This is a genomic window from Nocardia sp. NPDC052254 (genome assembly GCF_040679495.1).
Lineage (GTDB): Bacteria > Actinomycetota > Actinomycetes > Mycobacteriales > Mycobacteriaceae > Nocardia.
Genome location: NZ_JBFAUW010000002.1, coordinates 35,053 through 48,368, shown reverse-complemented (window position 1 = coordinate 48,368; position 13,316 = coordinate 35,053). Strand labels below are relative to the sequence as shown.

11 protein-coding genes and 1 tRNA gene are annotated in these 13,316 nt (G+C 66.5%); 8 read left to right on the top strand and 4 right to left on the bottom strand.

All coding sequences use genetic code 11. The annotated features are described in order from the left end of the window. The first annotated feature begins 22 nt into the window (after positions 1-22). Positions 23-367: a TadE family type IV pilus minor pilin gene (locus tag AB0L57_RS05170; protein ID WP_364957471.1), complete on the top strand. Its 345-nt coding sequence runs from the start codon at positions 23-25 to the stop codon at positions 365-367. Further along, positions 364-744, top strand: a complete 381-nt coding sequence (locus AB0L57_RS05165) for an Rv3654c family TadE-like protein (protein ID WP_364957468.1) — start codon at positions 364-366, stop codon at positions 742-744. The genes AB0L57_RS05170 and AB0L57_RS05165 overlap by 4 nt, the downstream gene beginning before the upstream one ends. A gap of 299 nt (positions 745-1,043) precedes the next feature. On the opposite strand, the gene AB0L57_RS05160 is transcribed toward AB0L57_RS05165, so the two are convergent. Continuing rightward, positions 1,044-3,428: a DEAD/DEAH box helicase gene (locus AB0L57_RS05160; protein ID WP_364957465.1), complete on the bottom strand. Its 2,385-nt coding sequence runs from the start codon at positions 3,426-3,428 to the stop codon at positions 1,044-1,046. A gap of 436 nt (positions 3,429-3,864) precedes the next feature. Between AB0L57_RS05160 and AB0L57_RS05155 the strand changes: the two genes are divergently transcribed. The 5 genes from AB0L57_RS05155 to AB0L57_RS05135 all read left to right on the top strand — a co-directional run bounded on the left by AB0L57_RS05155 (position 3,865) and on the right by AB0L57_RS05135 (position 9,497). Beyond that, on the top strand, positions 3,865-4,071 hold the full coding sequence (locus AB0L57_RS05155; protein ID WP_011206895.1) for a cold-shock protein: 207 nt from the start codon (positions 3,865-3,867) through the stop codon (positions 4,069-4,071). Between the two features lie 384 nt (positions 4,072-4,455). Continuing rightward, positions 4,456-7,302: a type I DNA topoisomerase gene (gene topA, locus AB0L57_RS05150; protein ID WP_364959240.1), complete on the top strand. Its 2,847-nt coding sequence runs from the start codon at positions 4,456-4,458 to the stop codon at positions 7,300-7,302. Between the two features lie 76 nt (positions 7,303-7,378). Then, positions 7,379-8,590: a DNA polymerase III subunit delta' gene (locus AB0L57_RS05145; RefSeq protein ID WP_364957462.1), complete on the top strand. Its 1,212-nt coding sequence runs from the start codon at positions 7,379-7,381 to the stop codon at positions 8,588-8,590. An 80-nt stretch (positions 8,591-8,670) separates the two neighbouring features. Further along, a tRNA-Thr gene (locus AB0L57_RS05140) sits at positions 8,671-8,746 on the top strand. 400 nt (positions 8,747-9,146) lie between these two features. Further along, on the top strand, positions 9,147-9,497 hold the full coding sequence (locus AB0L57_RS05135; protein ID WP_364957459.1) for a YrdB family protein: 351 nt from the start codon (positions 9,147-9,149) through the stop codon (positions 9,495-9,497). Positions 9,498-9,518: 21 nt separating this feature from the next. Here AB0L57_RS05135 and AB0L57_RS05130 read toward each other — a convergent pair whose 3' ends face one another. From AB0L57_RS05130 to AB0L57_RS05120, 3 genes are all read right to left on the bottom strand, one after another. Next, positions 9,519-10,934, bottom strand: coding sequence for an acyltransferase domain-containing protein (locus AB0L57_RS05130; RefSeq protein ID WP_364957456.1), 1,416 nt, complete (start codon positions 10,932-10,934; stop codon positions 9,519-9,521). A gap of 164 nt (positions 10,935-11,098) precedes the next feature. Further along, the gene (locus tag AB0L57_RS05125; RefSeq protein WP_364957454.1) at positions 11,099-11,614 is read right to left on the bottom strand and encodes a L,D-transpeptidase; all 516 of its coding nucleotides are present in this window, start codon (positions 11,612-11,614) and stop codon (positions 11,099-11,101) included. Between the two features lie 188 nt (positions 11,615-11,802). Continuing rightward, entirely contained in the window at positions 11,803-12,591 is a 789-nt protein-coding gene (locus AB0L57_RS05120; RefSeq protein WP_364957451.1) for an SDR family oxidoreductase, read from the bottom strand. A 100-nt stretch (positions 12,592-12,691) separates the two neighbouring features. Between AB0L57_RS05120 and AB0L57_RS05115 the strand changes: the two genes are divergently transcribed. After that, the gene (locus AB0L57_RS05115) at positions 12,692-13,306 is read left to right on the top strand and encodes a TetR family transcriptional regulator (RefSeq protein ID WP_364957448.1); all 615 of its coding nucleotides are present in this window, start codon (positions 12,692-12,694) and stop codon (positions 13,304-13,306) included. Positions 13,307-13,316 lie beyond the last annotated feature (10 nt).

Below are 13,316 nucleotides of genomic sequence, written 5' to 3'. Positions count from 1 at the left end.
TTGCCGCCCGCGATCGTCGCCGATGTGCATCGGCGCGGACCAGAGCGGGGCGGTCACGGTCGAAGCGGCCATCGCGCTGGCGGCGCTGGTGGTGGTGGTCGTGCTCTGCCTGGGTGCATTGCTGGCGGCGTCGATGCAGATCCGCTGTATCGACGCCGCTCGCGAGGCCGCCAGACTCGCCGCGCGTGGGGCGGATTCGGATGCGGTGCCGATCGCGCGGCAGGTGGCTCCGCCCGGTGCCACCATCGATCTCCGCGATGCCGATGATCGGATCGTCGCGACGGTGAGCGCCCGGGTGCCGCTGTTGCCGATGCTTCGACTGCGCGCCGAGGCGGTCGCCGCTCGGGAGCCGGGAGAGCCGCGATGACGACAGCCGCGCAGCGGTGCCGCGCGTGTGCAGGCGGCGCCACGGTGGCCGCATGTCTGGCACTGATCGCGCTGCTGCTGGTGACGGTCATGATCGTGCAGATCGCTGCCGTGGTCTGCGCGCGTCATCGGGCGCAGAGCGCCGCCGATCTCGGCGCACTGGCCGCGGCGAGTGCATTGGATTTCGGTGAGGTGGCGGCATGCGATCGAGCCGAGTCGGTGGTGCGGGGTGGCCGGATGCGGATGGTGCGGTGCACCGCGCAGGGCTGGGATGTGGCGGTCACTGTCGGATTCGAGGTATCTCCGGCGATTGTGGGCAGTCGATCAGTTGTTGCCGTCGCGCGGGCCGGACCTGTGGCCGAAGAAAATCGATCATGAATACCGGGCGGTTGGTGTCGGAAAGAATGGTGATCGCAACCACATTCGGTCCGTTGTCCAGTGTGACGCATTCGCATTCCGGCTGTTGTGAATTTCGGTCGCGCAATTGTCCGAACAATCCCTTGGTCACGATTCGGATAAATGCATGGATGTGAATGCCCACATGTCCGTTAAGCGCTAGGGCAATGATTTGGTTAACATGAGTAACTTCCTCTTCAACCCATGTTGCCGCGGGCCTGTGCGCCTCACAGCAGCGTTTCGGCAGGTGTCGGGGGTATGTCCCGGCCATGTCCGCACCATTACCGGTCGGATTCGATCGCGTCGTCCGGAAGTTCGGCGAGGATCGCGGTGAGTAGCGCCTCAGCTCCGGCCTTGTCCAGCGGGGTATTGCCATTCCCGCATTTCGGTGACTGCACGCAGGACGGACAGCCCTGTGGGCACGAGCAGGAAGCGATGGCCGCGTGAGTGGCCGCCAGCCAGGTCCGTATCCGGGTGAAGCCACGCTCGGCGAAGCCGGCTCCGCCGTGGTGGCCGTCGTAGACGAAGACCGTGGGCAGTCCGGTATCGGGATGTTCGCCGATGGAGACACCGCCCACATCCCATCGATCGCAGCTCGCGACGAGCGGCAGCATTCCGATCGCGGCGTGCTCGGCAGCGTGCAGTGCGCCGGGTATTCGCCGTGGTTCGATGCCGGCGGCCGCCAGTAGGCGGGGGGTGACCGTATAGAGCACCGCCCTGGTCGGCAGGGTCTGCTCCGGCATATCCAATTCGATGAGGTCGAGCACCTCACCGGTCGGCAGGGTGCGCAGGTAGCCGATCACCTGCCTGCTCACCCGCACATCGGCCAGAGTCACCGTGACCTGCCCGTGAACGCGTTCACGCACTCGATCGTCCACCGACACCGAGGTGACGGCCCGGGCGCTGGTGGTCCATCCGGGCTGGTCGGCGTGGACCAGCGCGACACCGGCCTCCACATCGAGTTCGTCCACGACGAAGGTTTCACCCTGATGCAGGTGGACCGCTCCGGCGTGCAGCGTGGCCGGTGCGCGTCCAGAATCGGCGGATCCGAGCAGCCGCCCGCTGCTCGTGTCGATGATCGCGATCTGGGCGCCTATTCCGCCTCGTACATCGACGTCGTCGTGCGGATGCGCACCCGAGGTCGGGTACCAGCGAGCCGGGCCCCGCCCAGGCTCCCGGCGCTTGATCAGCCCCTGCTCGGCAAGGTCCAGGGCAACCTCCCAGGCTCCCAGCTCGCGGACCTCGTCATCGGTCATGGGATGTTCGCCGACCGCGCACAGCAGATGCGGGGCCGCGATATGAGGATTGTGCGGGTCGGTGACGGCGGCCTCCACCGGACGGCCCAGCAGCGCGTGCGGATGATGCACGAGATAGGTGTCGAGTGGGTCGTCCCGGGCGATCATCAGCACCAGTGATCCCTGGGTGCGACGACCGGCTCGCCCCGCCTGTTGCCAGAACGACGCGACGGTCCCCGGGAACCCGGCCATCACCACCGCGTCGAGTCCGGCGATGTCGACGCCGAGTTCGAGCGCCGTGGTGGTCGCCGCACCCAGCAACGAACCGTCGGACAGGCCCGCCTCGAGCTCGCGCCGGTCCTCGGCCAGATATCCGGCCCGGTAGGCGGCGACCCGGCCGGCCAGACCGGCATCGACCTCGGAGACCATTCGCCGCACGTCGATGGCCACCACCTCCGCGGCCCGCCGCGATCGTACGAAGGTCAATGTGCGCGCGCCCTCGACCACGAGATCGGTCATGATCCGCGCCGCCTCGGTGGTGGCGGCCCGCCGCACGGGCGCACCGTTCTCGCCGCTGAAATCGGTCAGCAGCGGCGGTTCCCAGAGCGCGACGGTGCGAGCGCCCTGCGGGGATCCGTCCGTGGTCACCGCGGTCACCGGCGCACCGATCAGCCGTTCTGCCGCGGCGGCCGGATCGGCGCTGGTCGCCGAGCAGAGCACGAAGATCGGATCGGCACCGTAATGCGCGGCCAGCCGTCGCAGCCGGCGCAACACCATGGCGACCTGGGAACCGAAGACTCCTCGGTAGGCGTGGCATTCGTCGACCACGACATACCGCAGCCTGCGCAGTACCCGGGCCCATCGCTGATGGTTGCGCAGCACACCCACGTGCAGCATGTCCGGGTTGGTGAAAATCCAGCGGCCGTTCGCCCGTACCCATCGCCGGACCTCGGGCGCGGTATCGCCGTCGTAGCAGGCCGGGTGGATATCGCGCAGCGGGCCGTCCCCGGTCAACTCCGCGGCTGCGCGGAATTGATCGGCACCGAGTGCTTTGGTGGGCGATATATACAGAGCCGTGGCTCGCGGATCCTGTCGGAGTTCGGTCAGGATCGGCAGTTGATATCCGAGCGATTTCCCGGATGCGGTCCCGGTGCACACCACGACGTGGGCACCACCGAAAGCCAACTCGGCGGTTCGAATCTGATGCGACCACGGCGTTTGTACGCCGGATTCACGCAGTGCCTCGATCGCTTCCGGAGCGGCCCAGGAAGGCCAGTCTTCGAAGTGTGCCGCCCGCGCTGGGAGGTCGGTCACATGCGTGATACGACTTTCCCCATCCGACACTCCGAATAGGACACGATTCAGCAACGATCTCCCATAGCCGGTGGTCTCCCCGGATATCTGGTCGGTTGCCGCGCCGTTCGGATTCATCGGACCGAGACCATGGTCCGCAGCGAAACTGTGAACACTGTGTGCCGTCCCCGCCCGAGCTGCCAATTCACTGCCGAGTAGCGATCTGCGTCACAGCCGTTTTGCCTGACGCTCGCTCGGTTATCGCTAAGCAAACCTACCCCAAGTTTGGATTTGGGCATTGTGCCCCTCACCTGCGCATTCGCAAGATCATCTTTTTTGCAAATTGTCCGTAACTCAGCTGTCGAATTGCCGGAAGACATGGTTCACTGGTTCCTGGTCGCAAGCTTCTGTGTTCGAGGGAACGGATCCAAAGTCCAAACCATCAGCAGGATCGATGTTGCGAACGGTGTGCTTGAAGCTTCCTGCAGGGGGAACAGAGTACAGCGGTCGGAACGGACCCGGTGGATCAAACCAAACTAGTCCGCCGTTCCGGTATGGAAAGAGAAGGAACAGAATGGCACAGGGAACTGTGAAGTGGTTCAACGCGGAGAAGGGGTTCGGCTTCATCGCGCCCGAGGACGGCTCCGCTGACGTCTTCGTCCACTACTCCGAGATTCAAGGGTCGGGCTTCCGCACCCTCGAGGAGAACCAGAAGGTCGAATTCGAGGTCGGCCAGGGCACCAAGGGCCCGCAGGCCACCGGAGTTCGCGCGCTCAGCTGAGCGAGTAACCCAAAAGGTCCGATCTCTCGTCCCTCACCGCCGATGGGCGGTGAGGGACGAGTCGTATCCGGGGGAAGTAGACTCGATCGAAACCGGGGCTTTTCGGTTTGACCGCATTCGCCGAAACCGGCGGTACGCACGGGGGAGTGCCACGGAAGACCGTCGGGACTCCCGGGTCGCGAGCCCGAGGTACGGGCTCCGCGACAGCGAAACACGGTATAAACGTCTCTGGCGGGAGACATTTGTCTCTGCCATGCCCCAGCCGCGCGCCGCGCGCCTGCGTCGCGCGGGTCGACAGGAAAGGTGTGTTCGCCGGTGGCAACACGAGACCGCGGTGCATCACCGACTCCCGATGCGGCGTCCGACGGGCCCGATGCGTCGGCTGTGGCCGGGCGGGGGCCTGCCGTGCGCCGTCTCGTCATCGTCGAGTCGCCGACCAAGGCCCGCAAGATCGCGCCCTACCTGGGCCGCGGGTATACGGTCGAGGCGTCGGTCGGGCATATCCGAGATCTGCCACGTGGCGCCGCCGATGTGCCGGCGAAGTACAAGGGCCAGTCCTGGGCACGGCTCGGCGTCGACGTCGATCACGACTTCGAACCGATCTACGTCGTCAATCCGGACAAGAAAGCCAAGGTCTCGGAACTGAAGACCTTGCTGCGTGATGCCGACGAGCTGTATCTGGCCACGGACCCCGACCGCGAGGGCGAGGCCATCGCGTGGCACCTGCTGGAAACGCTGAAGCCCAAGATTCCGGTGCGGCGGATGGTGTTTCACGAGATCACCGAACCGGCGATCCGGGCGGCCGCGGCCGATACGCGCGAACTGGACAACGACCTGGTCGATGCGCAGGAGACCCGGCGCATCCTCGACCGCCTCTACGGCTACGAGGTCAGTCCGGTGCTGTGGAAGAAGGTCATGCCGCGGTTGTCGGCAGGCCGGGTGCAGTCGGTGGCGACCCGCATCGTCGTGCAGCGTGAGCGTGAGCGGATCGCATTCCGGTCGGCGGAGTACTGGGACATCGCGGCGAAATTCGATGCCGGCGGCGGTGAGACGGATCAGGCCAATCCGCGAGTCTTCGGCGCGCGTCTGGTCACGGTCGACGGTTCCCGCGTTGCGGGCGGCCGCGATTTCGGACCCGACGGACAGCTCAAGACCCGTTCCGGCGTCACCGTGCTGGACGAGGCGGCCGCGAGGCGGCTGGCCGCGGCACTGCAGAACGCGGATTTCCAGGTCACGTCGGTCGAGTCCAAGCCGTACACCCGTCGGCCCTACGCACCGTTCATGACCTCCACGCTGCAGCAGGAGGCCGCCCGCAAGCTGCGGTTCGGCTCCGAGCGGACGATGCGTGTCGCGCAGCGGTTGTACGAGAACGGCTACATCACCTATATGCGTACCGACTCCACGACGCTGTCGGAGTCGGCGATCACCGCGGCGCGTGCGCAGGCGACCCAGCTGTACGGTCCCGAGTTCGTTCACCCGACGCCGCGTCAGTACAACCGCAAGGTCAAGAACGCGCAGGAGGCCCACGAGGCGATCCGGCCCGCCGGTGACACGTTCGCCACCCCGGGCCAGTTGCACGCCCGCCTCGATCAGGACGAATTCCGGCTGTACGAGCTGATCTGGCAGCGCACCGTCGCCTCGCAGATGGCCGATGCGCGCGGCACCACCCTCACCGTCCGCATCACCGGCCGGGCCGGTACGGGTGAGGAATGCGTGTTCTCGGCCTCCGGTCGCACGATCACCTTCGCGGGTTTCCTCAAGGCCTACGTGGAGAGTGTCGACGAGGACTCCGGCGGCCAGTCCGACGACGCCGAATCCCGGCTGCCCGCTTTGACCGAAGGGCAGAACGTCGGTGCCACCGAACTCACACCCGACGGGCACACGACCAATCCGCCACCGCGCTACAACGAGGCCTCGCTCATCAAGGCGCTCGAAGAGCTCGGTATCGGGCGCCCGTCGACCTATGCCTCGATCATCAAGACGATTCTCGATCGCGGATACGTCTACAAGCGCGGCAATGCGCTGGTGCCGTCGTGGGTGGCGTTCGCCGTGGTCGGCCTGCTGGAGGAGTACTTCGGCCGCTTGGTCGATTTCGACTTCACCGCCGCCATGGAAGACGATCTCGACGCCATCGCGGGAGGCCGGGAACAGCGCGGAAACTGGTTGTCCAGCTTCTATTTCGGTGGCGACCACGGTGCCGAAGGGTCGGTGGCGCGCTCGGGTGGGCTCAAGCGGATGGTCGGCGAGCAACTCGACGACATCGATGCTCGCGAGGTCAACTCGATCAAGATGTTCGCCGACGACGAGGGCCGCGACATCGTGGTCCGGGTCGGCCGCTTCGGGCCGTACCTGGAGCGGATGGTGCGCAATCCGGACGATCCCGATGGTGATCCGATCTCCCAGCGCGCGAATCTGCCCGATGATCTGCCGCCCGACGAGCTGACCCCGGAGATCGCCGAGAAGTTGTTCGCCACTCCCCAGGAGGGACGCGAACTCGGTGTGGACCCGGAGTCCGGTCACCGGATCGTCGCCAAGGAAGGTCGTTTCGGGCCGTACGTCACCGAAATCCTGCCCGAACCCGAGGCCGATCCCGACGCGAAGAAGGGTGCCAAGAAGGCCGCGGGCCCCAAGCCCAGAACCGGATCGCTGCTCAAATCGATGGATCTGGCCAGCATCACCCTCGACGATGCGCTCAAGCTGCTGTCGTTGCCGCGGGTGGTCGGTAAGGATCCCGAATCCGGTGACGAGATCACCGCGCAGAACGGCCGCTACGGTCCGTATCTGAAGAAGGGCACCGATTCGCGGTCGCTCACCACCGAGGATCAGATCTTCACGGTCACCCTGGACGAGGCGTTGAAGATCTACGCGGAGCCCAAGCGCCGTGGCCGGCAGGCCGCCAGTGCGGCACCGCTGCGGGAACTGGGCAAGGATTCGGCCACGGACAAGCCGATGGTGATCAAGGACGGCCGGTTCGGGCCGTACGTCACCGATGGTGAAACCAACGCCAGCCTGCGCAAGGGCGACGAGGTGGAGTCGATCACCGACGAGCGTGCCTCCGAACTGCTCGCCGATCGCCGAGCGCGAGGCCCGGTGAAGAAGGCCGCCAAGAAGACCGCGAAGAAGGCACCCGCCAAGAAGGCCGCCGCGAAGAAGGCCACCGTCAAGAAGACGACCGCGAAGAAGACGACCGCGAAGAAGGCCGCGGCCAAGAAGACCGCCGGCGATTCGTAGCTGGACCCGGGCGGTATCGGACCGATGCCGCCCGGCTCGGATCAGACTGTCGGTATCGCCGATTAGGGTGTAGCGCGTGGCAGGTGTCTTCGATCGGCTCGTGGGACAGGACTCGGTCGAGTCCGAGTTGACCGCCGCCGCGGTGGCGGCACGCGACGGGGTCGTATCCTCGGCGATGACGCATTCCTGGCTCTTCACCGGACCGCCCGGATCCGGAAGATCCGTTGCGGCACTGTGCTTTGCGGCCGCACTGCAGTGCACTGCGGAGGGGGCACCCGGCTGTGGCCGGTGTCATGCGTGCACCACCACCATGGCCGGAACCCACGGCGATGTCCGGCGGGTCGTTCCCGAGGGCCTCAGTATCGGAACCAAGGAGATGCGCGAGATCGTGCAGGTGGCCGCGCGGCGCCCCAGCACCGGCCGCTGGCAGGTGGTGCTGGTCGAGGACGCCGACCGGTTGACCGAGGCCGCGGGCAATGTCCTGCTCAAGGTCGTGGAGGAACCACCGGAGCGCACCGTGTTCCTGCTGTGCGCCCCGTCGGTGGATCCCGAGGACATCTCGGTCACGCTGCGTTCCCGGTGCCGGCACATCTCTCTCGTCACCCCCTCGGCGGATGCCATCGCCAGGGTGCTGCGCGACCGCGACGGCATGAGCTCCGAACAGGCGATGTGGGCGGCTTCGGTGAGCGGCGGGCATGTCGGCCGCGCCCGGCGTCTCGCCACCGATGAGCAGGCCCGCACCCGGCGCACTCGCGCACTGTCGCTGGTATCCGCCGTCGCGCGTCCCGCCGCGGCGTATACGGCCGGCGACGAACTGGTCAAATCGGCGGACGAAGAGGCCAAGCAGGTCAGCGCCGAACGCGATGAGCGCGAGCGCGACGAACTCGCGACGGCCCTGGGGGCGGGTGGTACCGGTAAAGGCGCCGCGTCGGCCACTCGCGGCTCGGCCGGGGTGCTGAAAGATCTCGAACGCCGCCAGAAATCACGCGCCACCCGCACCAACCGCGATGCCCTCGACCGGGCGTTGATCGATGTGGCCGGCCTGTATCGCGATGCCCTCGCCCTGCGATTCGGCACTCCCACCACCGACTCCGCCCGCACCCTGACCTTCACCCACCCCGACCTGTCCGACGAGATCCGCGAACTGGCAGACGAGATCCCTCCCGAAGGCCTGCTCCGTTCCATCGAGGCCGTCCTGGCCTGCCGCGAGGCCCTGGAACTGAACGTCAAACCCCGCTTCGCCGTCGCCGCCATGGTCGCGGGCCTGATCGCAGCCCGATCCGCCTGACCAGCCCCGATCCCGCCCTTCATCCACCGATTTCCGTGTTCCGGCACGAAGACGATAGACTCGCACCGCCGAAACGGCATGCCGCCTTAGCTCAGTCGGTAGAGCGCTTCACTCGTAATGAAAAGGTCGGGGGTTCGATTCCCCCAGGCGGCTCCAGTCATGAGAGTCCCCGTACGAAGGTTCCTTCCGGTACGGGGGCTCTTTTTTCTTGTCGGCATCTCGAACGAGGCCGCCGGATGTCGCAGGCAGCGCACGATCAGGTCGGACAGCGTGCTGCGCAGCCACGCCAGGTCGGCGATGCCGAAATGTCATGCCGGCGGGACTGGTTCGGGCATCAGCGGGATCCGCCGGCGCTTCCGGGACCGGTGAGGTCGATGGATCCTGGCAGCCGGTCGCAGGTCTGCCGGGTGGTCGCCTGGCCCCGGCGGTATCGAGGGCCGTTCGCGCCAGGAGTGACCGAACCTGACTCGACGAGGGCTCGAATGTATTGACAACGCCAATCTCAAAGCGAACACCGCTCTTATAAGAGAGCGGCGCTCACGTAGGGAGTTCGGGCATGCAGGAACTGTGGCGGTGGGGGAACCTGTCCTTGGCGTTCGTCATGGAGTTGGCAGCCTTGGCGGCGTTGGCCTTGTGGGGCTGGAAGGTGGCCGATGCCACCGCGATCAAGGTTGTGTCGGCGATCGGCGCACCGTTGATCGCGGCCGTGCTCTGGGGGTTGTTCGCTGCGCCCCAGGCGGCATTCGACATCCCGGTGCTCGCGATCGTCACCAAAGCGGTGGTGTTCGCAAGTGCCGCCGCGGCCTTGTGGAACATCGGCTATAGCGTCACAGCAGTGGTTTTCGTCGTGGTGGTGGCCGCGAATCTGATGATCATCCGAATCGGGCAGCTTGCCGTGCCGGCGTGAGCCTTCCGGCACGGTGCGCCATCACCCGTTGCCGACTGCCGGTGGTATGACCCAGGTCGGAATATGGTCCGTGGACTCCGTGGCGGCAATGCTGCGTTTCGGAAAGTTCGGCAGGACACCGGACCCGGTCTTGCCGGTGGCGCCGTCGAGCAGTGTCTCCCAGCGGAATCCGAGGTCGTGCACCGCGGCGGTGACCAGGTTGCGGGTGAACGCGCTCAGGTCGGTGGCTTCGCGACGGGAGGTCGCCACCAGCGGGGCGACAGCGGAAGACGCTTCCGGCGCAGTCCTTTCCGCCACGGACAGGTTCTCCTGAACGGCCAGCGACAGCATCGGGTTGTCGGCCAGTTCGATGAAGAAGTCGGCGGCACCCGCGGCGCCTACGGTCGCTCGATCGAAGCGAACCCGGTTGCGCAGGTTGAGGAACCAGAATTCGGCCTGCGGCAGTCCCTGCGGAATCCGATCGCCGATGGTGGCGGCGAACAGCGGGATATCGGATTCGGCGAAATTCCGCTCGTACAGGACATCTCGGACCGCGGCGACCAGCGGTTGCCGGTGGTGCGCCACCACATCGGTGTGTGCCGGGTACGGGACGCGGATCTCGGTGGCGAATCGTCCGGTGCCACGGACGGTTTCGATGAGGCGCAGTACATCGGTGCGGATACCGGAGACCGCGACGATATGCGGTGAATTGACAACCGAGAGCTTCATCCAGCCGATATCGTGCGCGATCAGCGATTCGCATTCGGCGGTATCGATGCCGAGCACCGCCATGGTGTAGCCGAGCGGCGCATGTTCGGCGATGAAGTCGGCGCGGACCTTCGTGGCCACGAGCGCATCGCGCAGGGTGGCATATCCGCAGATCGCGGCGGCGGCCAGTTCTCCTTGGCTGTGCCCGACGGCAACCGACGGACGCACTCCCGTCGCGAGCCACATCGCGGCCAGGCCGACGGTGTGCATGAACAGGGCCGGTTGCAGCACGCCGACCTCGTCGGCCCGGGTGTCGTCGCCCAGCAGATAGCGCAGCGGTTCGGTGGTGACACACTCCTTTTCGAGCACGGCGGCACATTCGTCGACCTTGTCGCGATAGGCCGCCGAATGCTCGTAGAACAGCGTGCCCATCCCGGGGCGCTGACTGCCCTGGCCGGGGAAGACGAAGCCGAATCGACGAGTGGTGGCAGGCCCGTCTGCGCGAATCAGATTCGGATCGGGTTCCCCGGACACCAGTGCGTCCAGGCCGCCGAGCAGATCGGCACGCTCCGAGGCGATGATCACCGCGCGGTACGGCCGCACCGTGCGGGTCCGCAGCAGGGTGTCCGCGACCTCGTCGATACCGGTGTCGGGGTGCGCGGTGACGTAGTCGCGCACCGCGGTGGCCTCATCGATGAGCAACTGCGGACTCTCCGCCGAGACGACGACGGGGATCCGTCCGTCCGGCAACCTGTGATCGGAAATGGTCCGCCTCCTTCTCTCCGGCGCTGGCCGATTCGCCCATGAATCTATTCGGCCGCCGCCAGCGGGAACGCGGCGGTACAAATGTTCGGGTCCGGACACGCCGACGGCCCGCGCATTCTCGGCGGGCCGTCGGGTTCGGAAGCCGGCGATCAGGGCACGACTTCGAAGACGTCTCCCGGATTCACATAGTCGTAGAAGGCCTTGGCGCCCTCGGGAGTCATACGGATACAGCCGTGTGACTTCTCCTCGATGGGGCCGATGTGGGTCGCGATGTCACCGTTGAAGAAGACCGCCCAGCGCATTTCCGCGTTGTGCATGGTGCTCCAGTGGTACGGCTCCTTGAACGCGACGTGGAAGGTACCCGGGGGAGTCTCGTAACCCGGTCGGCCGTGTGAGATGGGGGTCGGTCCGTAGACCACCCGGCCGTTGTCCATCAGCCAGCCTTCGTTGGTCGACAGCCGCAGGCAGGCCCGGGCGGCGGCCGAACAGGGGGCGGTTGCCAGACCGGGTGGCGCGGGCACGAGTTGCGGGATGCCGGGGATGTCGGGGCCGCCGGGCCACACCGGGTCGGCGCCCGCGGGCACAGTGACTGCGAATCCGGCGGCCGCGATCGCTGTCGCGGCCGCCGCTCTGATCGCCCATCGAGTGATACTCGTGCAGTTCATAGCGTCCGACCTCTCTCATCGGCCCGATGTCCGGGCGGGCCCGGGAACATCCGGGCACTGTTTCGTCGACAAGCTGGGACGGCACCGTATGCGGTCGATGTGTGGTCGATCACAGTGCATAGATGATCATTGTGAACCGTCGAGGCGGTCGATGGTGGCGAAAGGCCCGCGATCGATCCGATCGAATGTCACAAATCAGGCAGGCCGAGTTCGAGGTTCGGGGACGCGATACCGCCGTCGATCTCCAGGATCTTGCCGGTGAGATAGCTGCCCGCCGGCGAGCACAAATAGACGATTCCGGCAGCGATATCGGTCGGATCGCCCAGCCGGTGCAGCGGCGTGTCGGCTTCCATTTTCGCCTTGACCTCGGGGTTCTGTGCCACCACCTCGAGTGCTGAGGTGAGCACCGATCCGACCGCGATGGCATTGACGCGAATCCGCGGTGACAGATCGGCGGCGGCCAGTCGGGTCCAATGCGCCAACGCGGCCTTGGCGGTGCCATACGCCAGGAAGCCGCGGCCGGGCGCGCGGCCCATCATCGAGGAGATGTTGACCACCGCCCCGCCGTCCTTGTCCAGCATGTGCGGAACCGCGGCCTGAGTGAGCGCGTGCGCGGTGGAGACGTTGAAGCGGAAGGCCTCTTCCAGGAACTCCGGCGAGGTGGTCAGGAAGGTGTTCGGCATGGTGCCGCCGACATTGTTGACCACGATATCGATGCGGCCCAATTCGGCGGCGGCGGTGTCGGCCAGCGCGGTGACCGCGGAAAGATCCGACAGATCGCAGGCCACGGGCAGTGCGCGCCGGCCGGTCGCGCGGATCTGTTCGGCGACCGCGTCCAGTTGCGATCGGGTGCGTGCCGCAATCGCGACATCGGCGCCGGCCTCGGCCAGCGCCAGGGCGGTGGCGGCACCGATACCGCGTCCGGCACCGGTGACGACGGCGACGCGGCCGTCGAGGCGGAACTTGTCCAGGATCATCACGAAGTCCTCTCTGCTGTGGTCACTGCAGTGTTAAGAATTTGTTCTTAACTGTCAAGAGTCTCGACTCAAATCCCAGGTGGGGCTTATTGTGCACAGCGTGGAAGCGAGAAGTGCCCGAGAGCGATTGATGGCGGCGGGCGAACGGCTGATCGCCGAACGTGGATATCTGGTGCCGTTGCGGGATATCGCCGCGGCGGCGGGACAGCGCAACAACTCGGCGATCCCGTACCACTTCGGATCGCGGGACGGGCTCGTCGAGGCGGTGGTGGCGCAACGGCTGGCGACACTCGAGGTGCGCCGATTGGAGTTGCTGGCGCAGCGGCCCGCCCCCGACGATGTGCACGCGCTGCTGGACGCCCTGGTGATCCCGATGTTCGAACTGGGGGCCAGTGATGAGACATCCTGCTATGCAAGGTTTCTCGAACAGATCCGCACACACCCCGCGGTGTCGGACGCGGCCAATCTCGCCAGTGACGAGCGCACTTCGGTGCGGGTGATCGTGGGCGGACTGGACCACGCGTTGTCGGATCTGCCACCCCGCCTGCGCCACTGGCGGTTGCGCAGTCTCACCACGGTGCTGTTCTCACTGCTGGCAGATCACGAACGCGCGGTGGAGGCCGGGCGGGTGGGAGCAGACGATCGCGCGGCATGGGCCGAGATCATCGACATGATCGCCGGCACGCTCACCGCACCGGTGACCGCGCACCGGTGAGTGTGGCGGC

Coding starts and splice junctions, on each gene's coding strand:
- AB0L57_RS05170 (WP_364957471.1), top strand. CDS start 23: ATGTGCATCGGCGCGGACCAGAGCGGGGCGGTCACGGTCGAAGCGGCC.
- AB0L57_RS05165 (WP_364957468.1), top strand. CDS start 364: ATGACGACAGCCGCGCAGCGGTGCCGCGCGTGTGCAGGCGGCGCCACG.
- AB0L57_RS05160 (WP_364957465.1), bottom strand. CDS start 3,428: ATGAATCCGAACGGCGCGGCAACCGACCAGATATCCGGGGAGACCACC.
- AB0L57_RS05155 (WP_011206895.1), top strand. CDS start 3,865: ATGGCACAGGGAACTGTGAAGTGGTTCAACGCGGAGAAGGGGTTCGGC.
- AB0L57_RS05135 (WP_364957459.1), top strand. CDS start 9,147: ATGCAGGAACTGTGGCGGTGGGGGAACCTGTCCTTGGCGTTCGTCATG.
- AB0L57_RS05125 (WP_364957454.1), bottom strand. CDS start 11,614: ATGAACTGCACGAGTATCACTCGATGGGCGATCAGAGCGGCGGCCGCG.
- AB0L57_RS05120 (WP_364957451.1), bottom strand. CDS start 12,591: ATGATCCTGGACAAGTTCCGCCTCGACGGCCGCGTCGCCGTCGTCACC.